17 protein-coding genes and 1 other RNA gene are annotated in these 24,128 nt (G+C 35.3%); 7 read left to right on the plus strand and 11 right to left on the minus strand.

From position 1 onward, the window contains the following. The 3 genes from H602_RS18060 to H602_RS19815 form a co-directional block, all read left to right on the plus strand. Window positions 1–307: integrase core domain-containing protein (locus H602_RS18060; protein WP_035758805.1), on the plus strand; the 307-nt coding region annotated here is incomplete at its 5' end. Between the two features lie 1,083 nt (window positions 308–1,390). Next, window positions 1,391–1,540 carry a hypothetical protein gene (locus H602_RS19810; protein ID WP_157504840.1) on the plus strand — a complete coding sequence of 50 codons (150 nt, stop codon included), beginning with the start codon at window positions 1,391–1,393 and terminating at the stop codon, window positions 1,538–1,540. Continuing rightward, window positions 1,524–3,080 (plus strand): recombinase family protein, encoded by a 1,557-nt coding sequence (locus H602_RS19815; protein ID WP_026976668.1) that lies wholly within the window; start codon window positions 1,524–1,526, stop codon window positions 3,078–3,080. The genes H602_RS19810 and H602_RS19815 overlap by 17 nt, the downstream gene beginning before the upstream one ends. On the opposite strand, the gene ssrA is transcribed toward H602_RS19815, so the two are convergent. Both ssrA and H602_RS0102940 read right to left on the minus strand, forming a co-directional pair. Continuing rightward, window positions 3,035–3,433: a transfer-messenger RNA gene (gene ssrA / locus H602_RS19570) on the minus strand. The two genes, H602_RS19815 and ssrA, sit on opposite strands and share 46 nt — an antisense overlap. Window positions 3,434–3,488: 55 nt before the next feature. Beyond that, complete coding sequence (locus tag H602_RS0102940) at window positions 3,489–4,694, minus strand: serine hydrolase domain-containing protein (protein WP_035758841.1); 1,206 nt, start codon at window positions 4,692–4,694, stop codon at window positions 3,489–3,491. A gap of 296 nt (window positions 4,695–4,990) precedes the next feature. Between H602_RS0102940 and H602_RS0102945 the strand changes: the two genes are divergently transcribed. After that, on the plus strand, window positions 4,991–6,193 hold the full coding sequence (locus H602_RS0102945) for an NAD(P)-dependent oxidoreductase (RefSeq protein ID WP_026976670.1): 1,203 nt from the start codon (window positions 4,991–4,993) through the stop codon (window positions 6,191–6,193). Between the two features lie 223 nt (window positions 6,194–6,416). After that, the gene (locus tag H602_RS0102950) at window positions 6,417–8,249 is read left to right on the plus strand and encodes an MFS transporter (RefSeq protein WP_026976671.1); all 1,833 of its coding nucleotides are present in this window, start codon (window positions 6,417–6,419) and stop codon (window positions 8,247–8,249) included. A gap of 133 nt (window positions 8,250–8,382) precedes the next feature. Here H602_RS0102950 and H602_RS0102955 read toward each other — a convergent pair whose 3' ends face one another. The 6 genes from H602_RS0102955 to H602_RS0102980 all read right to left on the minus strand — a co-directional run bounded on the left by H602_RS0102955 (window position 8,383) and on the right by H602_RS0102980 (window position 16,817). Then, window positions 8,383–10,353 carry a DUF349 domain-containing protein gene (locus H602_RS0102955; RefSeq protein ID WP_026976672.1) on the minus strand — a complete coding sequence of 657 codons (1,971 nt, stop codon included), beginning with the start codon at window positions 10,351–10,353 and terminating at the stop codon, window positions 8,383–8,385. Window positions 10,354–10,466: 113 nt separating this feature from the next. Continuing rightward, complete coding sequence (locus H602_RS0102960) at window positions 10,467–11,219, minus strand: shikimate dehydrogenase family protein (protein ID WP_035758807.1); 753 nt, start codon at window positions 11,217–11,219, stop codon at window positions 10,467–10,469. Next, window positions 11,206–12,615, minus strand: coding sequence for a tetratricopeptide repeat protein (locus H602_RS0102965; protein ID WP_026976674.1), 1,410 nt, complete (start codon window positions 12,613–12,615; stop codon window positions 11,206–11,208). Before H602_RS0102965 ends, H602_RS0102960 begins: the two co-directional genes overlap by 14 nt. A gap of 88 nt (window positions 12,616–12,703) precedes the next feature. Further along, on the minus strand, window positions 12,704–13,903 hold the full coding sequence (locus H602_RS0102970; RefSeq protein WP_026976675.1) for an aspartate aminotransferase family protein: 1,200 nt from the start codon (window positions 13,901–13,903) through the stop codon (window positions 12,704–12,706). A 56-nt stretch (window positions 13,904–13,959) separates the two neighbouring features. Beyond that, the gene (locus tag H602_RS0102975) at window positions 13,960–15,531 is read right to left on the minus strand and encodes an OstA-like protein (protein WP_245574903.1); all 1,572 of its coding nucleotides are present in this window, start codon (window positions 15,529–15,531) and stop codon (window positions 13,960–13,962) included. 173 nt (window positions 15,532–15,704) lie between these two features. Beyond that, on the minus strand, window positions 15,705–16,817 hold the full coding sequence (locus tag H602_RS0102980) for a TlpA family protein disulfide reductase (protein ID WP_245574904.1): 1,113 nt from the start codon (window positions 16,815–16,817) through the stop codon (window positions 15,705–15,707). 448 nt (window positions 16,818–17,265) lie between these two features. Here H602_RS0102980 and H602_RS0102985 point away from each other — a divergent pair, with 448 nt between their 5' ends. Both H602_RS0102985 and H602_RS0102990 read left to right on the plus strand, forming a co-directional pair. Next, entirely contained in the window at window positions 17,266–18,882 is a 1,617-nt protein-coding gene (locus H602_RS0102985) for an ABC-F family ATP-binding cassette domain-containing protein (protein WP_026976678.1), read from the plus strand. Window positions 18,883–19,129: 247 nt separating this feature from the next. Beyond that, on the plus strand, window positions 19,130–21,619 hold the full coding sequence (locus tag H602_RS0102990; RefSeq protein WP_026976679.1) for a zinc-dependent metalloprotease: 2,490 nt from the start codon (window positions 19,130–19,132) through the stop codon (window positions 21,617–21,619). A 165-nt stretch (window positions 21,620–21,784) separates the two neighbouring features. Here the strand turns inward: H602_RS0102990 and H602_RS18065 are convergent, their stop codons facing one another. The 3 genes from H602_RS18065 to H602_RS0103005 are packed head-to-tail and all read right to left on the minus strand — an operon-like array spanning window position 21,785 to window position 24,122. Continuing rightward, entirely contained in the window at window positions 21,785–22,504 is a 720-nt protein-coding gene (locus H602_RS18065; RefSeq protein WP_035758809.1) for an MlaD family protein, read from the minus strand. A gap of 2 nt (window positions 22,505–22,506) precedes the next feature. Beyond that, complete coding sequence (locus tag H602_RS0103000; protein ID WP_026976680.1) at window positions 22,507–23,289, minus strand: ABC transporter ATP-binding protein; 783 nt, start codon at window positions 23,287–23,289, stop codon at window positions 22,507–22,509. Beyond that, entirely contained in the window at window positions 23,286–24,122 is an 837-nt protein-coding gene (locus tag H602_RS0103005) for an MlaE family ABC transporter permease (protein WP_084404197.1), read from the minus strand. Before H602_RS0103005 ends, H602_RS0103000 begins: the two co-directional genes overlap by 4 nt. Between the last annotated feature and the right edge of the window lie 6 nt (window positions 24,123–24,128).

Below are 24,128 nucleotides of genomic sequence, written 5' to 3' on the forward strand. Positions count from 1 at the left end.
TTCAGACAGAGGAGCTCAGTATGCTTCTAATAAAATGACAAATCTTTTCATTTATAATCGAAAAATAACACAGAGTATGAGTAGAAAAGGGAATTGCTGGGATAATGCTGTTGCAGAAAGCTTTTTTAAAACCATAAAATATGAATGTTTGTATAGGTATCATTTTTCTTCTTTTCAACAATTAAATGCGTGTCTAAAAGAATATATAAATTGGTACAATACAAAAAGACTACATTCTACTCTAGGTTATATTTCTCCGCTAGAAATGGAGATTAAATTAAGAAATTTTAATAATAAAGCGGCCTGAGTATATTTGTCTCATTTTTTGTAGTTATTCCAGTTCATGATTTTTTATTTTTAGGGTTATTTTTTTTAATTAATTTATTCGGTAATGAGAGGAGGAGCTGTTTTGTTTCACTCTAATTCCAATGTAAATGGTATTAAATTTCATTGTTGACATTTTTTTTATTCGTCCAAAGAGTCGGAGTATGCTATGTTTCGTTTCGAGAGCATAAAAGGTTAGTGTTTAGCAAAAACAAGGTTTTATCAAATAAATACTACCCGAATGGGTGGAGATTTTTTGATAAACCCGCAGGGCTTGACCTTTTTTTTGCGTTAAAAACACTAGTATACCTTTGCTCTTGAAATGGGACAATTAGCATACTGGCTTTTGAATATAGATAGGATGGAAGCAAGGTTGTAAAGCGTATTATGTTTTATTGTAAAGAAAGAAGGTAATCACTAGAAATATTGTCTGATGGTTTTAATCGGCTTATAGTTTGAAGTAATGATATGGCTATTAAAGCCATGGAAAAGGATCTTGAAAATTATACGTAGGTAGCAACTTCAATTTTCAAGATTCTTTTATTGAGTATTCTTAAAGCTCTTTTATACTGTAGCATAGCGAAAGTATAAATGTGCTTTGCGGATTGTGCTGCGGACAAAAAGCCCAGGGTTCTTAAAGTCTGAGCTGAATTTTAAAATTATGCAAATAATGCATTGTCAAAGGATATTTATCCACAAGAAAGAGAAGTATATTCATTAGTACTAAGTACTGAACGGGACAATTTATATAGATTGTTTATTTATTGAGTTAATTTATTTAGTCCTCAAGTTTAGAAAAGGAAATAGTGAAATAGTAGGAGTGATAGAAATGTAATAAATTTAAATTTCCGATGGAAATAGATAATTTATTTAGACGAGTTACCAATTACAAACAAAATGATACATCGACTGATGTTAAATGCCACTAGTAGTCAAAAAGAGCCTTGACATGACATTCCCATTCGATTTACTGGCCTTGCTGTTAAATTTATTTATGTGTGCGTTCATATAAAATTCACAAAGTAAAAATAAAATTCATTTTCATAAAGAGCAAAGGAGGTAAATAATGGAACAGGAAGACAAGAGCTTGATTGATGGAAAGATAGAGGAGTTAAAGTTTGATATTGAGAAGCTAAATGAACAGAAATTCGTAAATTTACTGATTGAAATTATTGTTTCTATTACATTAAATGAATTAAATGAAAAGAGCGATTAGATACTTAAGATTTAGTCAGTTGGGACAAAGTAATGGTTCCATTGAAAGACAGGAGCTTTATACGGATCAATGGTTGAAATTTAACAATGTTGAATTAACAGATACTTTTATTGATCGAGGGAGAAGTGCTAAGACATTTGATAGACCAGACTTTATTAAACTTCAAGAGTTTATTAGTAAACATTTTAAAACTGTGGACTATCTTTTGGTAGATCAAATGGACAGATTTAGTAGGGATGCTGGAGAAGCAATGAGTATGGTAAAGATGCTTCAGCGAAAATACAATATTCAGGTCGTCAGTGTAACCGAAGGAATTACGTTCGACTATGATACTCCAGGAAGTTTTTTCAGAGCGGGATTACAACTATTGCTTGCTGAAGAGGATAATATTAACAGGAGTATTAAAATTAGGGGAGGACTCTATACTGCTAGAGCAAAAGAAGGCCGTTACATCGGAATTAAACCACCTTATGGTTATATAAAGTTTGGCGAAGGAAAGGAACGAAAATTAATTATTGAAGAAACAGAAGCAAAGGTTGTCAAGTTTATGTATGATGCTTATTTACATGATACACCACTTTATATAATTAAAGGACAAGTATTTAAATTAGGATTTAAAGCAAGAGGAAATACGGCTGTTGAAAGAGTATTGACTAATCCTGTGTATGCAGGTATGTTGCAGGTTCAGGGATATAAAGAGTATCCCGGGGGAATTTTTCCAGCTATACACGAAGCTATTATTGATAAAACTACTTGGCAATTGGTGCAAAATAAGATGAAAAAGCCTGAAAAAGTTAGAGCAATATTAGATGAAAATTTACCACTTCGCGGAATCTTAAAATGTCATTGCGGAAACCTACTCACAGGTGCTCCATCAAGAGGGAAATCAGGCAAGTATTTTAATTATTATAAGTGTAAGACTTCAAAGCATAATAATATAAGTGCAATAAAAGCCCATACACAGCTTGCTGAAATATTAGAATTAATGAGTCTCCCAGAAAATACTTTGTCTGAAATAAAAAAGTCTTCTAGTGTGGCAATAGAAGAAAATTTAAAATCTAACAAACTGATAATAGAACAAAAGAAACTTTTGCTAGAAGAGACTCAAGAAAAGATGTTTTCTGTAGAAGAAAAGTGGATTAAAAATGAGATTTCAAAAGATACTTATGATAGATGGTATGCTACTTATAGCAGTACTATCCATTCCTGCAAAGATGCAATTGAGCGTTTAAGTAAAGTTGAAACACATGCATTCAAAATTTTACATAAAAAATTACACTTACTCGGAGATCTAAAATCTATATATGATAATGCAAATATTATCCAAAAAAGGGAATTTGTCAAATTGGTGTTCGACAGCAATTTATACTATCAGGAAGGTGTCTATCGAACACCTACCATGATACCGATAATGTCTCGGAATCACCTGTTAATGCAGGAAAAAGGCTTGTTGATTTACCATAAAAAAAGGGATGATTTTCCAATCATCCCATCCAGTGGAGTCGGGGAGAGTCGAACTCCCGTCCAAACAAGCAACTAAAAGGCTTTCTACACGCTTATTTCCTGATTGAATTTTCGTTATTGAGGTCGGCCAGAAACAGCCATTCAACACTTAGCTTCTTTAGTGTCAAAACAGCGCCAAAGCTTCACCGTTTCTAGGTTTATTTTTACGGTTCTCCTGAATAGAACGCCACAAACCAAGGCTTTCAAGGAGAATCCAGCTTTCCTATCTAATAGGAACTTGGCGTAATCGTACTTTAATTCGGATTATGCAGCTAAAGCGTAGTTATCTTCGCCGTGTAAATGTTTTGAAACCTTTTATTTACGAGAATTGTCCCAGTTCTCGACGTGCTTACATTTCAATTCGACTTGCTGTCAAAACCAGTCGACCCCATGTTGCTACTTTCTTAATCAAAAAGCAGACCACAAATTTACAATAAAATTTATATTAAAACCCTAAATCGTCCTTTTTTAATTTCAATGGGTATTCGCCAAATAATGTGGACAAATAAAAGCTTTTATACGTCATCGTTGTGTACTTATTTGATAAAGCAATAATAACGACATCTTCATCTCTCAAGTCTACGTACGATGAGGTGTTTCCATGCCACCAACCATTGTGATAAAACAATTGTTTTCCATCATTCCATTCCATCATTCGGATGCCCAAACCATAATTCCGGGTTCCTTTTCGTTCATAACTGTAGCCTTTAAATACTTCTTTGATTAAAGTTGGTGTCAAATAATCTTTAGAGGCTACGGCTTGTTGGAACTTCAGTAGATCGCGTGGCGTGGAATAAATGTTTTTATCGCCGTATACAGTTTCCAAATGATTCATTTCATGTTTGCGGTAATTTCCTTTATACGATTGACTTTCCTTCTGATACTCCTTTTCGTAATCAATTACAAAAGTGTGCTCCATCTGTAGGGGTTCAAAAATGATTTTCTGCATCGCTTGACGGTAATTCATACCCGTTATTTTTTCAATAACTAAAGCCAACATCGCATAATTGGTATTGCAGTAGGCAAAATGTGCATCGGTTTTAAAGTCCAATGGCGCATTGAATTTGACAAAAACATCCAAAATATCTTGATTGGTTACTTGGTTTTTTTGATCCCAAATGGTTCTGTCGTCAAAGAAATACGCATAATTGGTCAATCCGCTTCTATGATTTAATAAGGTACGCACCGTAATTTCAGAGTACGGAAAACGAGGTAAAATAGTGGTCACTTTTTGATCCAACTCTAATTTTCCTGCATCCACTAAAACCATAATTGCCGCGGCTGTAATTCTTTTGCTCACAGAAGCCAAGTGTATTGGTGTGTTGACGTCAATTTCCTTCTTAGTTTGAAAATTACTGTAACCGGAATAACGTTCAAAAATGATCTGGCCATTTTTAGCTACCAATAACCCACCACTGACATCGTTTTTGTCCCAATATTTTTTATAAAACAAATCAATTTTACGATTGTGTTCCTTTACATAGGATGCGGATAGTTTTTTTTGCTTGTCTTTAGAAGGATAAATGTGCGGAATAGTATCTTGAACAGTTGTGGATGCTTCTTGTGTTGAAGTGCTTTTTTCTTTACATGAAAATAATGCAATTAGGAGGGCGAGAAAAAAGCTATGTAGGATGATTTTTGGTCTTGTCATGGGGAAAATGTATGCAAAGGCACAAATATAAATAATAACACACGTTCCGTATCTGATTTTTTGCAAAAGGTTATCATTTTCGACTGTTAAATAATATAATACTTTGACTTGCAAAGCTTCAACGGAACCAAAAGTCAACTCTAATTTTTTACCTGCAAATAGTTTGCGGAACTTTGTATAAATAGTTACATTTGAAACAGTTATTTTAGCTTTCGTTAAAATACATCTTAATACTCTGAATTTTGTTTTTATTTTACTAAAATTCAGTGACTTACTAATTACAAAACACAACTAAAATGAAGTTCGGAATTATTAAAGAAAGAAAAAATCCACCGGATCGTCGTGTGGTTTTTACTCCTGATGAATTGTTGCTATTCAAACAAACGTATCCAAGTGCCGAAATATTTGTAGAACGCTCTGATATTCGCGTTTTTAAAGATGAAGAATATGAAGCTTTGGGTTTTGAATTATTGGATGATTTAAGTAATTGCGATGTGCTTTTTGGTGTAAAAGAAGTTCCTATGGATGCTTTAATTGCCAATAAAAAATACTTCTTTTTTTCACATACAATTAAAAAACAGCCTTATAACAGAGCGCTCTTGCAAGCGGTTTTGGAAAAAAATATTTCACTTTACGATCATGAAACTATCGTAGATGCAGCAGATAAACGATTAATCGGTTTTGGTCGTTACGCAGGAAATGTAGGTGCTTACAACGGCATTCGTGCTTTTGGAATAAAATATGATCTATTTCAATTGCCAAAAGCAGAAACATTAAATGGTAAGGCAGTTTTGGTAGAAAAACTAAGACGATTGGTTTTACCTCCTATCAAAGTAGTACTGACGGGAAGCGGAAAAGTAGGCATGGGAGCCAAAGAAATTTTGGATGCAATGAAGATGAAACAAGTTGCACCTCAAGATTTCTTAACCAAAAAATACGATTCAGCAGTTTATACTCAAATTGAAGTGGACGACTACTACAAGCGTTTAGATGGAGGCGCATTTGTTAAAAGTGAATTTTATAAAGACCCAGTGGGTTATACTTCCGATTTCGAAAAATTTTCGCAAGTTGCCGATATTTTTATGGCGGGTCATTTTTATGGCAATAATGCACCTTACATTTTAACCAATGAAATGTTGAAATCAGCGAAGAACAATTTAAAAGTGGTTGCTGATATCTCTTGTGATGTTGGTGGTCCGGTTGCTTGTACTATAAAAGCATCAACTATTGCTGAACCAATATTTGGTTATTTGCCAAGCGAAGCAAAGGAGGTTGACGTGTTCCATCCGGGTTCAATTGCGGTTATGTCTATTGATAATTTGCCTTGCGAACTACCTAAGGACGCCAGCGAAGGTTTTGGGGAAATGTTTATGAAGCACGTTATTCCAGCTTTTTTCAATGACGACGCAGATGGTATTTTGAGTCGCGCTCAAATTACCAATGACGGGAAATTAACGGAACGATTCTCTTATTTACAAGACTTTGTAGATCAAAAATAATTTTAAAATCCTTCAGAAATGAAGGATTTTTTTTTACTAATTTTATAGAATTCTCCTTTACGAAATAGCACGAAATCGATTTCGTAAAAAATAATGTCGGTTTCATTTGTTCAGTAGTTATTTATCATAGATATTTATAAAATTTTTAAGAGTAAGACTGCTGCTTTGCACCCTTAACTTAAAATTATTTGACTGATCTTTTCATCCATTTTGTACTATACTTATGAATTCTGAACAAACCAAGACCAATTATCCTGCGCTTTATACGTTAATTACGGTTTTCTTCTTTTGGGGGTTTATCGCGGCGGGAAATAGTATTTTTATTCCTTTCTGTAAAAGCTATTTTTCATTGGATCAGTTTCAATCGCAATTGATTGATTTTGCCTTCTACACGGCGTATTATTTAGGAGCACTGTTGCTTTTTGCTTTTGGTGCTTTAAATGGTAAAGATTTAGTTTCCAAATGGGGTTACAAACGCAGCATTGTATACGGATTACTTTTCTCTGCATTGGGTGCTGGAGCTATGATTGTGGCTGTTCAAGCCAACGTGTATACTGGAATGTTGGTAGGATTATTCATCGTAGCACTGGGTTTTTCATTGCAACAAACGGCTGCAAATCCATTTGCAGTAATGTTGGGAGATCCTAAAACAGGAGCCTCAAGACAAAACTTAGCAGGTGGAATCAATTCCTTTGGAACTACTATCGGTCCTATCATTGTAGGTTTTGCTCTTTTTGGAACGGCGGCCGCTGTGAGTGATGATCAAATCAAGAATTTAGGATTGGATAAAGTTACCTTACTTTATGTAGGTGTTGGAATTCTTTTCTTAATTGCAGCAAGTGTTTTCTTCTTCTCAAAGAAATTGCCAACCGGAATTTCAAATGAACCGGTAGAAAAAGCCAATAAAGCTCTGACGACACTAATAATCATGACTGGTCTTTTAGCTGTGATGTTTGCTCCGGTTTTCAATAGTTACAATTCAGCTGAAGCGATTAAAATTGTGGAACTTGAAAAGGCTATTGCTCCAATTGCTACAGAAATCAGAGAATTAAAGCACGAATTGGTTCAAATAGAGCGGCAAAATGGCGTTGCAAATGCTACGGAACATTCCCTATTTATTACTCAGAAAATTGAGGTCTTAGAAACAACGATTGAGCCACGTGTTGAAGAAATCAATTCTATAAAACATCCATTAGAACAATACAGAATGTACTGGCTTTTTGGTGCACTTTTAGTAATCGTCGGTGGACTTTTATTTGCAAATTTCAAGGCCACAAGAAACAATGAAGGCTGGGGTGCAATGCGTTATCCGCAATTGGTGCTCGGAATGTTGGCAATTTTTACTTATGTTGGCGTAGAAGTAGCCGTTGGAAGTAACTTGGGCGAATTACTAAAATTACCTGAATTTGGAAGTTTTAGTTCTTCAGAAATAGCACCTTATATTTCCATGTATTGGGGAAGTTTAATGATCGGTCGTTGGGCTGGAGCCATCAGTGTTTTTAATTTAAGTACAAGTAAAAGACAATTGGCACTGATTGTTGTTCCGTTAATTGCTTTTTCTGTAATTATTGGTGTAAATACTATTGCACAGCAAGACATGACGCCACTGTATTACTATGTCTTTTGTGTACTGCTTCAGATTGTAGCTTTTTTCTTTAGTAAAAATAAACCTGCACGAACCTTAATGATTTTCGGACTTTTTGGTGTCATCGCAATGGTAATTGGATTGTTCTCCACAGGAACTGTGGCTATTTATGCTTTTCTTTCCGGTGGATTGGCTTGTAGTATTATGTGGCCTGCGATTTTTTCTTTGGCAATTACAGGTTTAGGAAAATACACTTCGCAAGGTTCGGCCTTCTTGGTAATGATGATTTTAGGAGGAGGAATCATTCCCCCTTTACAAGGTAAAATCTCAGATATCATCGGAATTCACGACTCCTATATTATTCCTGTTTTGTGCTTTGTCTACTTAGCATTCTATGGTTTTATTGTAAAAGGCATATTGCATAAGCAAGGCATTGAAATAGATTCTGTAGAGGCAGAAGCCGCACACTAAGCAAATAGTTCATAAAATTAAAGTCTACAATTTGTAGGCTTTTTTTTATGCTAAACTATAATTTTGATCCAATAAAAAAGCCTTTGAAATTTATGTTTCAAAGGCTTTCTAATTTTATTTAAGTAGGATTACTTTACTGAGCAATCTGTCTTAACTGTTTCAATTTATCTTTCCAAATATCCATCGATTCCTTGTGTTTTTCAATGTTTTTACGCACTTCGGCTACAATAGGATTCTCCTTTTTGGCATTCTTTGCATTGGCAAAAAACTGAATGTTATTTTCCAACTGGAAAATTTCATTTTGAATTTCGTCAATTTTACGCATAATGAAGATTTTTTCATTCTCCAATTTACGACCGTCGTCTTCGCCAGCAAGTTGTTCCACACGATTGTTGAAACGCAACATTTCTGAATCTTTTCTACTTACATTCAATTTCTCGAATAAACCGTCTAAGACTTTATTGAATTTTCCATCGATGTGGCGCTTGTTTCTTGGCACGTGACCTACAGCTTTCCAGGATTCAATATGGGATTTAATAGTATCCAAATCGGCTTTGTGTTCGCCAATCAATGTTACCTGTTTTACAGCTTCTAAAAGTTCTTGCTTCTTTGCAAAAGCTAGTTCTTCCTCTTGGTTCACTTCGCTCCTTTGCTCTTTTAAGTTTTCAAAGTACGCATTACAAGCGGCTCTAAATTCTTTCCAAATAGTATCAGAGTTTTTTCGAGGTACGTGTCCGATAGTTTTCCATTCGTCCTGAATTTTCATCATTATTGGAGTAGTGGTGGCAAAATCCGTACTGTCTTTTAATTCAACAGCTTTCTCTAATAAAGCCATTTTTTTAACAAGATTGTCGTGCTGGTCTTTCTTCAAATCTTTGTAAAACGAATTCTTCAAAATATTAAAAGAGCGAACTGCATTTTTAAAAGAACTCCAAGTCGTTTCATTCGCTTCGGTAGGCACTTTTCCAGCATTGAAAAAATCATTTCTCAACCCTTCAATAATATCCGCTTGTTTCAACCAAAGTGCATGTGAATTGACTTTAGTTTGCGCAAGTTCTTCGATCTTAGCAATGATCCCTTGTTTGATTTCTAAATTGGTAACTTCTCTTTGTTTTATTTCGTCATTTAAAGCATCTTTCCGATCGTGAATTTTCTTAGTAGCGGCAGAAAATTGATTCCAAATTTCCTCTCTATGGTCTTTTCCTACAGGTCCGATTTCCTCTTTCCACATACGGTGAAAACCTTGTAAGGCTCTAAAAGCATGATTTGTATCCGGTTCGTGTTCTAAAGCTTCTGCTCGTTCCACTAACTTTTGCTTTAATTCCAAGTTATGTTTGAATTCCAAATCACGAGCTTCACGATCCAAATGCAAGTAATCGTAAAAATTTTCTACGTGGAAATGGTAGTTGTTCCAAACGTGGTTGTATTTATCCTTTGGAATCGGACCGATGTTTTTCCATTGGTCGCGTAATTCGTTAAAATGCTTTAAAGTATCCTGCATACTTTCTGCTGGATTGATCAAGTTTTTCATTGATTCCACAATTTCAAGACGTTGGTCTAAATTACCTTGTAAATCACTTTGCAATTTCTTGAAGTGGGCATTTTTCTTAGCTCTATATTCGCTGTATGCATGGTCAAATTTGACTTTTGCAGGTAGATGATATTCAAACTGTTCGGTAGTATCTGGATTTTGCTCTACAAACTCTTCTCTTTTTTCATCAATTAAATGATGGTATTGAGACAAAAATTCCTTTTTTATATCCTCAATTTGCGTCTTGATCTTATTGATTTGGTCCAACCCTAAAAGACTTTCCATCTCTACAACCAACTCTTCCATAGACATACTTTCGTAATTCTTTGTAGGAATTTCATGGTGTTCTACTTCATCATCCGTGTCGCTTTGTGTTTCTTCTACATCGTCTGTTTCCACTTCTGATGCTTCTGGAGCGGGTGCTGGTTCCTCAGACATCATACTTTCGTCTTGAACCTCTTCAGGAGTTAGTGTAATTACATTTTCTTGCGTTTCACTTTCAGGCGTTTGGATGGCCGAAGTTTCTAGTGTTCCATCTGCTTGAGGCAGGTTATCATTCGTCTCGTCTAACATTTTATGAAATGTTTAGGGTTTGTAAAATATCGAATGCGAAAGATAAGGAAGGCAAACCAAAATTCAAAGTAAAACTGTTAAATTTTGTTAATTTAGAAATCAGCTGCTTAAGATTATTCTTTATTCCAAATGCTCCATGCTTTTTCCGCTTGAAACACTAACATTTGATAGCCGTTTAAGGTTTCTGATTGAAATTCCTTTGCCTTTTTCAGGAAGGCAGTTTCTGCTGGATTATAAATCACATCAAAGGCTAAATGATTGGACGTGAATAAAGAATAGGGAATAGGAGGACACTCGTCCACATTAGGGAATGTGCCCAATGGAGTGCAATTAATAACGAGGTGATAGGCATTGAAAATCGCTTCATCTAAATCTTCATAATTCAATTGATCTTCTTTTGGATTTCGAGAAACAAATGTATAATCGATATGCAGCTGCATTAATGCAAATGCAACCGCTTTTGAAGCGCCACCTGTTCCCAAGATCAACGCTTTTTTATGGTGTGGTTTTAAATAAGGTTTTACCGATTTTTTAAAGCCATAATAGTCGGTATTGTATCCTTTTAGCTTATTTTTTTTAGTAATTTTAATCGTGTTTACGGCGCCAATGGCAAATGCTTTTTTGTTCACTTTATCCAAATAAGGAAGGACCTCTTCTTTATAAGGAATGGTTACGTTCAATCCTTTTAAATATAAGGTTTGAGCTACAACAGCTTGCAGTTGGTCAATGTCAGAAAGGTCAAAATTTTCGTAGGAAAAGTTTGGTAAATGTTCTCTTTCAAATTTATCCTTAAAATACGTTTTCGAGAAGGAATAACCGATGTTTCTTCCAATCAAACCGTACTTTTCTATGTTAGAATTTGCCACTTTCCAAATGTTTTTTAATAATGTTTTGGACCATTCTCCTTTTCCAGGCCTCTGGAAATAAGGATTCTACCAGTTGGTAGTGTTTGCCGTTTAAACGCAAAGCATTGCTAATGTGGAATTTTCCTTTTTTGTCTTCTTTCAATGTAAAGTAGAGTCCTGCCAATCGGTATTCGATTTCAAAAGATTCAGGAAAAAATGCTGTGGCTTGCAATAATGTAGCTACTGCGCTGGAAAATTCTCCCATTGAGAGGAATGAATCTACCCAAAACAACCAGGTATCCAATTCGGCATCGCCAAATTCAACTGCTTTTCGGTAGCCTAATTCCGCTTCTTCATAAAATTTTAGTTCTTTGTTTATAGAAGCATAACGTTTCCAATACCGACTGTTTTCGTTATCAATACTCAACGCTTTGTTTAAAAATTGCAACGCTTTTTGGAAATTGCGTTGACGCAAATAAAAATCAGTAATTGCAATCCATCCCTTGTCCAGCAAAGGATCTTCGTGAACCGTTTTATTGTAATATTCAATCGCTTTTGACTTATTACCCAATCGTTCGTAGCATTTTCCAATACGCAAGTAGGCATAACTTGTAGGATCTTCTAGATCAATCGTTTTTTGATACGCCAAAATAGCCTCTTCAGGTCGTTTTAAGCGTTCTAAAGTTTTTGCTTTTTCCATAAACGCACCTAAAAACGAATCGTCAATTAAGGTGGCATATTCAAAAGCGCGTAAAGCTTCTGGATATTTTTTCAGTCCATAATTGAGCCTGCCGGATTGGTGCCAAGCAATTTCGCTGTACGGATTTTCATCAATATATTTATCCAAGTAGGCAATTGCAGCTTCATTTTGATCTAAAAATTCAAAACAATACACTACATTATACAACGCCGCTTGGTCCTCATAATCTTCTTCCAAGCACTTCATGAAATTGATTTTGGCATCTTCCAGATTATCCATAAAAAGATATTCCATTCCCAATAAATTATAAACATCCGGTTTGTCATCGGTCAGTTCCAAGGCTGTTTTTAAGCAATTTACTGCTTTTTCATGTTGGTCTTTTTTGGAATAAATAGTAGCGCGTTGGATGTAAATCTCCTCGTTCTGTGGTTCTAATGCATGCAATTCATTCAGTAATTTTTCTGCTAAGTCCAATTTTTCATCATAAATGAACATTTCAACTTGCACTAATTTCAGGCCAGTGGAATTGGGGTGTTGATCTAAAGCTAATTTTAATGCTTTCTTAGCCAAATTTGCTTTGCCAATATCTAGGTAATGCAGTATGATTTCTTCAAATTCTTCCGAGTCAAAAAACAAGACTTTGTTGGTTTTCAACATTGACTCAAATTTCGATAAGGATAAGTTATAATCATCTTCATCTTCGTCGCTTATATACATATGTTATCTTTTATGATTAGCTACTGCTAAAGTTAAAGTATTCGTATTAATAAACCTTTTGCAAAGGTGATTATTGTGAACAATTTAATTAACAATTCGTAGCAATTTGTTGGGACACTTCATCAAGTGTTTCCAAAATAATTTTGCAACCTGCTCTAATTTCATCTTCAGAGATGGTTAACGGTGGGGTTATTCGGATGGCACACGGTTCAAAAAGCAGCCAGAACAAAATCAGCCCTTTTTCTTGACATCTTAGAATTACTTCATTGGTAATGTCAGCGCTTTCTGTCATCGGTGCCAACATCAATCCGCGTCCTCGGACTTCCTTAATCAAAGGATGTACCAATAGCGACCGAAATAGTTTTTCTTTGACCAATGTGTCTTCAATCAGCGTAGTTTCTGTCAATTCTTGCAGTGTAGCAAGGCATGCCGCTGCTATGACAGGATGTCCGCCAAAAGTGGTAATATGGCCTAATTTTGGATTATCAGACAGTAAATTTAAATGGGAATGCGAAGCTACAAATCCTCCAACGGGCATTCCGCCGCCCATTCCTTTGCCAATGATTACAATATCTGGAATAATGCCATAATTTTCAAATCCGAACAGTGTTCCTGTTCTTCCAAAACCGGGCTGAATTTCATCAATGATCAACATCGCACCCATTTCATCACAGCGTTTTCTAACTTTTATTAGAAAATCATTTTCGGGTTGAATGAATCCCGCACCACCCTGAATACTTTCTAGAATGATTCCAGCCGTTTTGGTGGTAATTTTTTCTAAATCCGCTTCATTATTAAATGTAATAAATTCTACATCTGGTAATAAAGGTCGAAAAGGTTGTTTGCGTTCTTCAAAACCCATCACACTCATAGATCCCATGGTGTTACCATGATAGGCATTGTGGCAAGAAATCAATTGACTTCGACCCGTAATTCTTCGTGCTAATTTTAACGCTCCTTCTGTAGCTTCTGTTCCAGAATTGACCAAGTACACCTGATTTAAAGGTTCTGGTAAATGTTGGACTAGCAGTTTGCAAAAATCAACGGAGGGTTGTTGGGCATATTCGCCATAGACCATCACGTGCGAATATTTATCCAATTGTGCTTTAATCGCATCATTTACTCTTTGGTGTTGGTGTCCTAATGTACATGCGGAAACACCTGCCACAAAGTCCAAATAACTTTTTCCGTTGGTATCGTAAATATAACTTCCTTTTGCGTGAGAAACTTCCATTCCTAATGGATAAGGAGAAGTTTGTGCTTGGTATTTTAAAAAATCTTGTTTCATTTTTGGAAACTAAAAAAATAGTAGTGTAGTAAATTGTTGGAAGTCCCGTTAAGTTTCTATTTCTTAACCGGTTTCTGCTTATCGTAGTTTAAAGTTTCTTTCCGTATTTCCATCGGTTTGTTCTCCTTTTCAGCGTCAATTTTACTTTCCTGTTGCATTTTTGCATCAAATTCCTCTTCCTCGGGAGGGAAAATATCGTCTTTAGTTCTGATTATTTCATCGCCACGCCAAATAAATCCTCTTAATCTTCGAGCATTTTCAGGCAAATCTTTTTCAGGATACATCTGACTTTCCACATTCTTGTAAGAAGTCATCACATCAATTTTATTTTCATCGAATGTAATGTTAATGCTGCTGCTGATTTTTTTCTCAATTCCAGTCAAAGTCGCGTCGTCATACACATAATAAATGGCTTCGGTATTTTTAATTAAATCAATATAATCCAATTTATTGTCCTTGAATTTGCCATACATATTCAAACCTTTTGCTTGATTATAACCTGTTCCTAACGAATCTCGAGAAATCATAAAAGCATTATTTATAACCTTCAATGAATCAATTTTTTCCGTTCTATTGTCGCCGATAAGGTGAATAATATCGCCGGTCAATTGATTTTCACCATTCCAAATTACAGGTCTGCCGATCAACTGGGTCAATGCTTTTTTAGTACTGGAGTGAATTGAATCGCATTTTCCACTCAGATCGGATTTGAAAAAACGCGCATTATTAAACGCTCGAATAACTTGGTTTCCTTTTTTTCCCGTAACCATCAATTTTTTTCCGTGGATGTACACCGAATCATTTTCTACTAAATTAATGGCAACTGCACGACCAGTCATCATTAGTGAATCTTTGAGTTTGAAAACTTCGCCATAATGCCCTTTTACAATTCCCTTGTTGACGGTGTCGGTAACTTTTACATTTCGGGTTGCTGAGGCAAATTCTTTTGCTCTGTCGTAAAAGATACTATCACCTTCAATAAGTCGGTCTTCGTACCTGATGTATGATTTTCGTAAAAAATGACCTACATTTTTCTTACTGTCGTAAAATCCTTTCTCCGTGTAAATAAAGTTTTTTTCACTCGTGATTGTGGAAGGACCAAATAAATAGGCGTGACCCGAATTATTGTAATAATCCACATGATTGGATTTTATAACATACTTTGGGTTCGTAATGGTAACGGTGGAAAGAAACTGAAACTTCTTTTCTGTTGCATAATACCGACCAGCATTACTCGTCAACGTATTTTCTTTATTGACAATCCGACCAAAGCTGTTGTAAAATGCTTGTTGTGTATTTCGATCAAAGTTAATTGTATCAGTACTTAAAGTCATGTCTGGCGAACGCAATACAGGTTTTCCCGTAGCGTAGGCTTTCTTTTCGTTTCCACTGTATTCAGCGTATTGACTGTTGAGATATAAGGTGTCACCTTGTACCATTTGTACATTACCAAAAAGTTTAGCATAGTTCTCTTCCTGAAAATAGTACGCTTTATTGCATGTAATGGTTATTCCATCGTGTACAATTCGCACTTTTCCTGTGAGTAAAAATGCACCTGGCATTTCTGTTTGATTGATGTCGGAAAATTCAGCATATTCTACATCAATATTTTTAGGCTTTTGTGCCAAAAGAAGGGTTGTGAACGCTAAAAAAAATAATAAGAAGAGCCTTTTCAATGTCAATAAATTTTGTCAAATTTAAGTAAAATGCATTGAGTTATGGCGGATTTAAGAAATATTTATAAGCGGATTTTGTTATAAAAAAAAGCATTTTGTTAATCAAAATGCTTTTATCTAAATTCTTAATTTAAATTGCTTTCAAAACTTATGTCAAATAAGCTGACAAAAGCATTATTTATCGTTCCATCCGCATTAAGAACCAAGGTACGGTGGATCTTATTTACCACCCAATGTTCTTTCACGCTATCAAAATTTTCAACCTTATACTCGCGGATGTTTGAAAACCTGTAGTTTTTTAACATACTTTTCCATTTGGTTTCATTTTGATCTACACAAATACTGATAAAATCGTATTCTGGATGTTTTTTCTGCAATTCCATCGCACGTTTATGAGCGGCTACAAAATGCGATTCTAAATTTTTGGTCCAAAAGAATAGTACTGTCTTTTTATTAATGATAGATTTGACGTCGACAGTAGTACCGTTCAAGTCCATCAATTTTTGATTCGGTAATGGATTGTTTTGTTTTAACAACTGAATCGCATCTCCAATTTTCTTGATTTCATTGTGTTGATTTTGGTCCGTTGAAAGTGCGTGGTATTTATCTAAAAACTTTTGATTATTGATGATATTTTGATCTTCTAATAAGTAGGCAAAAGCAATATTATCTAAGACTGTATTTTTTATTTTTTCATTGGTGAATAATGAATCGGCAATGTGCAATTTCGCACTACTGGACAAGAATGCTTTGTCAACAGCAGAACGCATCTCCCATTTTTCATTGGCACTCAAATTATTCATTAGATTCGATAAATAGCGTACAAATGGTGAAAAGTTGGTTAACTCTTTATTATTAAAGTTGATGTCCTTTCTGAAACTATAAAAATCAGCAGGTAGTTTAGGGGTTACATTTTCACCACTTCTCATGCGATGAACCACTGGATATAATTCTTTTTTTGAATAGTGGAAAAAATCCAACATTGCTTTAGCATACTTGTCAAAATCCTCAGACCAAGCAATACTTTCCTTTTTAGAATCGTAAAATTTTTGCTTAGATTGAAAAGCAGAATCTATTTTTTTATTAAACTGACCTACATTTTCGTCATAAACGTTGAACATAACGCTCCGATCTTGTTCATTTTTCAAATATAACTCCATCAAAAAATTATTTTTCTCATCACCACGACCACAGAATGTGATGGATTCATCAAAATCTTGTGTATTGATGCGTACCATTAAACTATCATTTTTATCAAAATAAATGTATTGGTACTCAGGCTCGTGTTTGAAGGAATATAACCCAGGCGTTAGCGAATCAAATTTCTTGAAAAATGTATTGTCTGGATTTAAGATAATGGTATCTAGAACTTTAGAATCTTTGCAAAATAAAATATACCGGTTGCTTGGATTGACTATTTTTCCACCAAAGTAAGCGGTATAGTTATCGTTATCAAAACCCTCATTACAAGATACAAGGGAAAATGCAAGAAGTATGGGAAATAGTAGAATTGTTCTGATAGTATAAATGTTTTAAATTATCGAAACAAAAATATTCAGTTAGGTTCAAATTGACTGTTAAGGCACCGTTAAATGATTGTTAAGTAGAAATGCTCTTGCTTGGTAACGTTTTGGCACACAATTTTTTTGTACTTTTGCACCACTTTTTAAAATTAAAATACATTCAATGTTAACAGTTAATAATTTATCCGTTCAATTTGGCAAACGAATCTTGTTTGATGAAGTGAATACTACATTTACCCACGGAAATATCTACGGTGTTATTGGTGCCAATGGTGCTGGAAAATCAACATTCCTCAAGATAATTGCAGGAGATATGGATCCTACATCAGGTCATGTTCATTTGGAAGCCGGAAAAAGAATGTCTGTTTTGAACCAGAACCATAATATGTTTGACGAACATACGGTTTTGGAGACGGTGATGATGGGTAATAAAGTCTTGTATGCCGTTAAAAAAGAAATGGACCAATTGTACCTTGATTATTCTGATGAAAATGCAGATCGAATTGGGGAATTGCAAGTTCAGTTTGAAGAAATGAACGGTTGGAATGCCGAATCGTCTGCAGCTTCCTTGCTTTCAAGTTTAGGAATTGCAGAAGACATGCATTATACTTTAATGGGTGATGTGGAAGGAAAGATGAAAGTGCGTGTACTTTTAGCACAAGCGCTTTTTGGAAATCCTGATTTGCTTATCATGGATGAGCCTACCAATGACTTGGATTTTGAAACCATCGCGTGGTTGGAGACTTTTTTAGCAAATTATGAAAATACAGTAATTGTTGTTTCACACGACAGGCACTTCTTAGACTCAGTTTGTACCCATATTTCTGATATTGACTTTAGTAAAATCAACCATTATTCAGGAAATTACACGTTCTGGTATGAGTCCAGCCAATTGGCAGCGAAGCAAAGAGCACAACAAAATAAAAAGGCAGAAGAGAAAAAGCAAGAATTGGAAGAATTTATTCGTCGTTTTTCTGCGAATGTGGCCAAGTCGAAACAAGCGACTTCTCGTAAGAAAATGATTTCAAAATTGAATATTTCTGAAATCAAACCTTCAAGCCGTCGTTACCCAGCAATTATTTTTGATCAAGAAAGAGAAGCGGGCGATCAGATTTTAAATGTAGTAAACTTAAGTGCTTCAGTTGATGGTGATGTGCTTTTTACCAATGTGGATTTGAACATGGCAAAAGGAGATAAAGTTGTTATCTTTTCTAAAGATTCCCGTGCTACAACTGCGTTCTACGAGATTTTGAACAACAAACAAAAAGCGGATACAGGTACATTTGATTGGGGAATTACTACGAATCAAGCGTACTTGCCAGGAGAAAATCACGAGTTTTTTGAAAACGATTTAACTTTAGTTGATTGGTTGCGTCAATATGCAAAAACAGAAGAGGAACGCGACGAAGTATTCATCCGTGGATTCTTAGGAAAAATGATTTTCTCAGGAGAAGAAGCGCTAAAAACGAGTCGGGTTTTATCAGGTGGTGAAAAAGTGCGTTGCATGCTGTCGCGAATGATGATGGAACGCGCCAATGTATTGATGCTCGATGAACCAACCAATCACTTGGATTTGGAGTCGATTACGGCTTTTAATAATTCACTGAAAAATTTTAAAGGTTCGATGTTGTTTACCACGCATGATCATGAATTTGCTCAAACCGTTGGAAACCGAATTATAGAGTTGACGCCAAAAGGAGCGATTGACCGTTACATGACGTTTGACGAATATTTGGATGACGAAAAAGTGCAGGAATTGCGAAAAACGATGTATTCTTAATCATCAGTTTTAGATATAGAAAAAGGGTTTTACTTGATGTAAAACCCTTTTTTTTGTGATCATTATTTGCGTTTGACTATGCAGCAACCGGGTCATTAATATATTGAATAACCATATAACAAAGCACTTTAAATTCATTATGCAGCACCTAAAATTAAGTGATGGAAGTGGATTTTTAATTGATAACATTTAGGTTCATACCATTTGTATTCCTATTTTTGAACACTTAATACTTCATTTTATCCTTATGAAAAAAGTTACTCTATTACTTTTGTTTCTTGTTTTGTCGCTGCCAATAAGTAGTTTTGCTCAGTCAAAAAAGAAAAAAAGACAACAAGAAGCGGCAGCTAAAGAATTGGCATTGAAAAGTCAAGCAGCTTCCGACAAGAAAAAAGACGTAAAAATAAAAGATTACAGCCAAGTTATTACTAAGGAAGCAAAATCACAAAAAGGATTGTTTGCTGTTCATAAAGTGGCTGACAAATATTTTTATGAAATTCCAAAAAATTTGCTTGGAAAAGAAATGTTGTTGGTGAGTAGAATTTCTAAAATTCCTTCAGGATTTGGTAACGGATATGTAAATGCAGGGAGTTCGGCAAACGAAGACTTAATAACGTGGGAACGGTTCCAAGATAAAATTTTGCTAAAAGTAAGATCGTATGCGGCAACAGCCAACGACAGTTTGCCCATAAATGTGTCGGTACGATTGAATAATTATGAACCAACCTTGTATGCTTTTAATATTGAAGCTTTTAGCAAAGATTCTTCCAATGTGGTTATTGATGTGACCAAGTTTTTCAGCAGTGATGTTAAGGCCATTAGCGGTTTGGATGCAAGGACGCGAGAAGCTTATAAGGTGAAAAATTTGGATGATTCAAGAAGTTTTATCAACAGTATGAAATCATTTCCAATGAACATTGAAGTGGTGCAAGACTTTACCTATAATGCTAGTAAACCATCAGTTTTAGAAAGTACCGAAACCATATCTATTCAAATGAATCAATCGATGATTTTGCTACCAGAACATCCAATGAAGCCGCGACTTTTTGACGAAAGAGTAGGTTGGTTCACAGTAAGTCAATATGATTATTCTAGTGAAGCTTTAAAATCAGATAAGAAAACCTACATCAGAAGATGGCGTTTAGAACCAAAAGATGTTGCCGCATACAATAGAGGAGAATTAGTTGAACCAATTAAACCCATTGTCTATTATCTTGATCCTGCTACGCCACAAAAATTACGAAAGTACATTAGAGCGGGCGTTGAAGAATGGCAAGCGGCCTTTGAAACTGCAGGATTTAAAAATGCGATTATTTGTAAAGATGCACCAACAAAGGAGGAAGATCCTGAATTTAGTCCGGAAGACATTCGGTATTCTGTAATTCGATATGTGGCAAGTACAACACGTAATGCTGTTGGACCTAGTGTTTCTGATCCGCGAACTGGTGAAATTATTGAAAGTGATATTATTTGGTACCACAACCATTTGCGTTCCTACCGCAATCGCTATTTGTTAGAGACTGGAGCAGCCAATCCAAAAGCGCGAACATTGGATACGAGCGAAGAAGATATGGGCGAAATGATGCAAATGGTAATTGCTCATGAAGTGGGACACGCGTTAGGATTTCCGCACAATATGGGTGCAAGCTGCTCGTATGATGTAGAAAGTTATCGAAGTCCAGCATTTACAAAGGAAAATGGAATTTCTTCCAGTATTATGGATTATGCACGTTTTAATTATATTGCCCAACCTGGAGATGGCGACGTGCGATTTATCAGAAAAATGGGACCTTATGATTCCTATGCTACCAATTGGGGTTATCGTTTGATTCCAAATGCAACCACACCTGAAAGCGAAACGGCAACGCTAGATAAATGGATTGAAGAAAAAGCGAACGATTCAAAATATCATTTTGGAAGCCAAGGAAGCTCTTTTGATCCGAGTTCTCAAACGGAGGATGTAGGAAATGATGCGATGAAAGCGGGAAATTATGCTTTGAAAAATTTAAAATTTGTCACAGAAAATTTGCCTAAATGGACCAGTGACAAAACCAATGATTATGCCGATTTAGAGGAGTTGTACGGCGAATTGCTTTCAGTTTGGGGTCGTTATGTTGGCCACGTAACTACAAACATTGGTGGTGTTTACGAAAATTATAAGAAACCAGTTCAAGGAGGAACCGTTTATTCGGTTGTTCCGAAAGAAAAACAGCAAGAAGCAATGCGTTGGCTTCATAAAAATGCATTTGCATCGCCAACTTGGTTGGTAAATAATTCTATACTTAAAAATACCGTTCACGCGGGTTATGTAGAAAAATTCAGAGCCGCTCAATCGCGCTTTTTAACCAAGTTATTGGCGTTTGAAACATTAGGAAGATTAATAGATGGTGCTAACTTAAGTGCTGCAAATTATCAACCTGTGACTTTTTTAAAAGAACTGCGACTTGGTCTGTGGCAAGAAGCGGCATCGCAACAAAATGTGTCGGTTTACCGAAGAAACTTGCAGCGTGCTTATCTGGAACGAATGGAATTTTTGAGTACAGAAAAAATGAATGCTAATGCAAGAGCTGACTTTTACCTTACCTCACAATCAGATGTCAGAGCGCTTGTCCGTGGTGAACTGAAGCAATTACTACGTTCGTTGCAGTTGGCAAAATCAGCGGCGGTTGATACCGAAACAAAATATCATTATGAAGACTGTATTGAGCGAATTCAATTGATTTTAAAACCAATTTAATAGGAACTATTGGATCTTATTAAGAAATTTTGATAGCCAAATTTAAATGTAACATCTAAATTATTTGTGTGATACGTTTTAAATTTTTTACTTAAAGCATATTTTTAAATTCACCTAGATATTTAAAAAGCTTCTATTTCACAGGAAATAGAAGCTTTTTTTAGTTTACTTTTTATTTTTTCTAGCTTCTTTTTCGGCAGCTTTCTTTTGTCGTTCTTTTGCTCGTTCTTTTTTCTTGAAATAACCTCGCAATAAGAAATTGCTTTTGGCTGCTTCCATATTTTCGTCCAGTTTCTTTGTGCTGGTTTTTAAATTGGTCATTGTAGCATCGAGACTTTCAGCCATACTATCATCATTAATCAATTTTCCTAAACTACCTTTACCGTCGTTGATTTTTACCATAATCTCAGCAATTTCTTCTGTAGCAATTGCAGCATTGTCGGCGGTCATTTGTAAACTTTCGATAATTGCATCGGTTTCTATTGGTTCATTTGAAGCAATTACTTGTCCTTCTTTTATCACTTTCGTACTACTTCCACCGCGGGACAAAACAATGAGTTTATCTCCAATAATTCCTTCCGATCCAATACCGGCTTCGCTATCGTCTTTAATAAATTTCTGAACGTCTTTCTTTACGAGCATGGTTACTTGGACAGTGGAATCGTTCACAATCAATATCTGATCCACAGTTCCAACATTAATTCCTGAAAAACGAACTGCATTTCCAACTTGTAAGCCACTTACGTTTTCGAAATTAGCTTTCACAGTAAAAACGGGATCGAATAAGTTTTTTTGTTTCCCTATAACAAATATTGCAAGAAAAAATAAAATAATTCCTGCGGTAACAAACATTCCGAGTTTGATTTTATAGTTTTTAAATTCCATGATTATATTGTTTTTGTGTTGGTAATGTTTTGACTTTTAAAATACGAATTCACTAATGCATCATCAGAGTTTTCAAAATCAGCAAGCGTTCCTTCCTTATATACCTTTCCATCTTGCAGCATGATAATACGGTTGGCTACAGTTTTGGCGCATTCTATGTCGTGCGTAATTATGATGGAAGAAGTCTTGTATTTAGCTTGTACTTCATTTATAAGCAAACTGATTTCATGCGAACTTACAGGGTCTAATCCGGTCGTTGGTTCGTCATACAGCATGATTTCTGGATCTACGATAATAGTTCGAGCCAAACTGATTCTTTTTTTCATACCACCTGAAAGTTCAGAAGGCATTTTATCAATAGAATCGGGGAGTCCTACATTTTCTAATGCTTCTTGCACTTTGGCGTTTACTTCTGCTCTTGACAAATTTTTAAACATTCTTCGGAGTGGAAATTCTAAATTTTCCCGAACGGTCATTGAATCGTATAAAGCGCCACCTTGAAAGAGGAATCCAATTTTCCGTCGCACTTCATTTAATTGCAAATTATTAAGTTCCGTCATTTCATTGCCACACACATTTATAGTTCCTGAATCTGATTTTAAGAGTCGAACAATACATTTGATCAAAACTGATTTTCCTGTTCCGGATTTCCCTAAAACAACTAAATTTTCTTCCTTTTTTAGTGAAAGCGTTAATCCTTTTAAAATTTGTGCAGTGTCAAAACTTTTAGTCAAATCAGTGATGACAACTACGTTTTCTGTCTTCTTTTCTAAAGATGTGCTCATAATAAATCGGTTATTTGTACCGCAATTAAATCCACGATAATTACTAAAAGGGAAGACATTACTACGGCAGAATTAGCTGCAATTCCAACACTTTCTGTTCCTCTTCCGGCATTAAAACCTTTGTAACATCCCACAAAACCGATTACGGCACCAAAGAAAAATGTTTTTATAACAGCTGGAAATAAGTCTAAAAATGTAACGTTGCTAAAAGCTTGTGAAATGAATAATACAAAACTTACATCACCTTTAATATTAGCTCCAATCCAACTTCCTAAAATTCCCAATGCGTCTGCATAAAGTGTAAGTAAAGGCAACATGAAAATGGCTGCTAAAACGCGGGGTACAATTAAAAATTTAAGAGGATTGGTGGAAGAAACTTCCATAGCGTCAATTTGTTCGGTTACTCGCATGGATCCGATTTCGGCACCCATACTTGAACCAATTTTTCCGGCACAAATTAGCGCTGTAATTACGGGTCCCATTTCTCGAATAATGGATATTGCAACCATTCCAGGCAACATACTAACTGCTCCAAAATTCACTAAAACAGGTCTAGATTGAATGGTTAACACGAGGCCAATAATAATTCCTGTAACCGAAATTAGTCCTAGAGATTGATTGCCAATCGCGTAACATTGTTTTAGAAATTGTTTGAATTCAAAGTCTTTTCCAAACGTATTTGCCAGCACTTTAAGTACAAATCGGGTGGCATTTCCAATGTCTTCAAAGAAGATTTCAAATTTATTTTTTGTCTTCGGCGATGTATGCTGTACAATTTCTTTTTCAGGATGGTCATCAGAACCAGCACCGGATGTAAGTAGTGTTTCTTTCATAGATAA

This window comes from Flavobacterium tegetincola DSM 22377 (assembly GCF_000425485.1).
GTDB classification, from domain to species: Bacteria; Bacteroidota; Bacteroidia; order Flavobacteriales; family Flavobacteriaceae; genus Flavobacterium; species Flavobacterium tegetincola.

Coding starts and splice junctions, on each gene's coding strand:
- H602_RS19815 (WP_026976668.1), top strand. CDS start 1,524: ATGAAAAGAGCGATTAGATACTTAAGATTTAGTCAGTTGGGACAAAGT.
- H602_RS19810 (WP_157504840.1), top strand. CDS start 1,391: ATGGAACAGGAAGACAAGAGCTTGATTGATGGAAAGATAGAGGAGTTA.
- H602_RS0102950 (WP_026976671.1), top strand. CDS start 6,417: ATGAATTCTGAACAAACCAAGACCAATTATCCTGCGCTTTATACGTTA.
- H602_RS0102980 (WP_245574904.1), bottom strand. CDS start 16,817: ATGGTACGCATCAATACACAAGATTTTGATGAATCCATCACATTCTGT.
- H602_RS0102990 (WP_026976679.1), top strand. CDS start 19,130: ATGAAAAAAGTTACTCTATTACTTTTGTTTCTTGTTTTGTCGCTGCCA.
- H602_RS0102945 (WP_026976670.1), top strand. CDS start 4,991: ATGAAGTTCGGAATTATTAAAGAAAGAAAAAATCCACCGGATCGTCGT.
- H602_RS0103000 (WP_026976680.1), bottom strand. CDS start 23,289: ATGAGCACATCTTTAGAAAAGAAGACAGAAAACGTAGTTGTCATCACT.
- H602_RS0102970 (WP_026976675.1), bottom strand. CDS start 13,903: ATGAAACAAGATTTTTTAAAATACCAAGCACAAACTTCTCCTTATCCA.
- H602_RS0102955 (WP_026976672.1), bottom strand. CDS start 10,353: ATGTTAGACGAGACGAATGATAACCTGCCTCAAGCAGATGGAACACTA.
- H602_RS0102985 (WP_026976678.1), top strand. CDS start 17,266: ATGTTAACAGTTAATAATTTATCCGTTCAATTTGGCAAACGAATCTTG.
- H602_RS18065 (WP_035758809.1), bottom strand. CDS start 22,504: ATGGAATTTAAAAACTATAAAATCAAACTCGGAATGTTTGTTACCGCA.
- H602_RS0102965 (WP_026976674.1), bottom strand. CDS start 12,615: ATGTATATAAGCGACGAAGATGAAGATGATTATAACTTATCCTTATCG.
- H602_RS0102940 (WP_035758841.1), bottom strand. CDS start 4,694: ATGACAAGACCAAAAATCATCCTACATAGCTTTTTTCTCGCCCTCCTA.
- H602_RS0103005 (WP_084404197.1), bottom strand. CDS start 24,122: ATGAAAGAAACACTACTTACATCCGGTGCTGGTTCTGATGACCATCCT.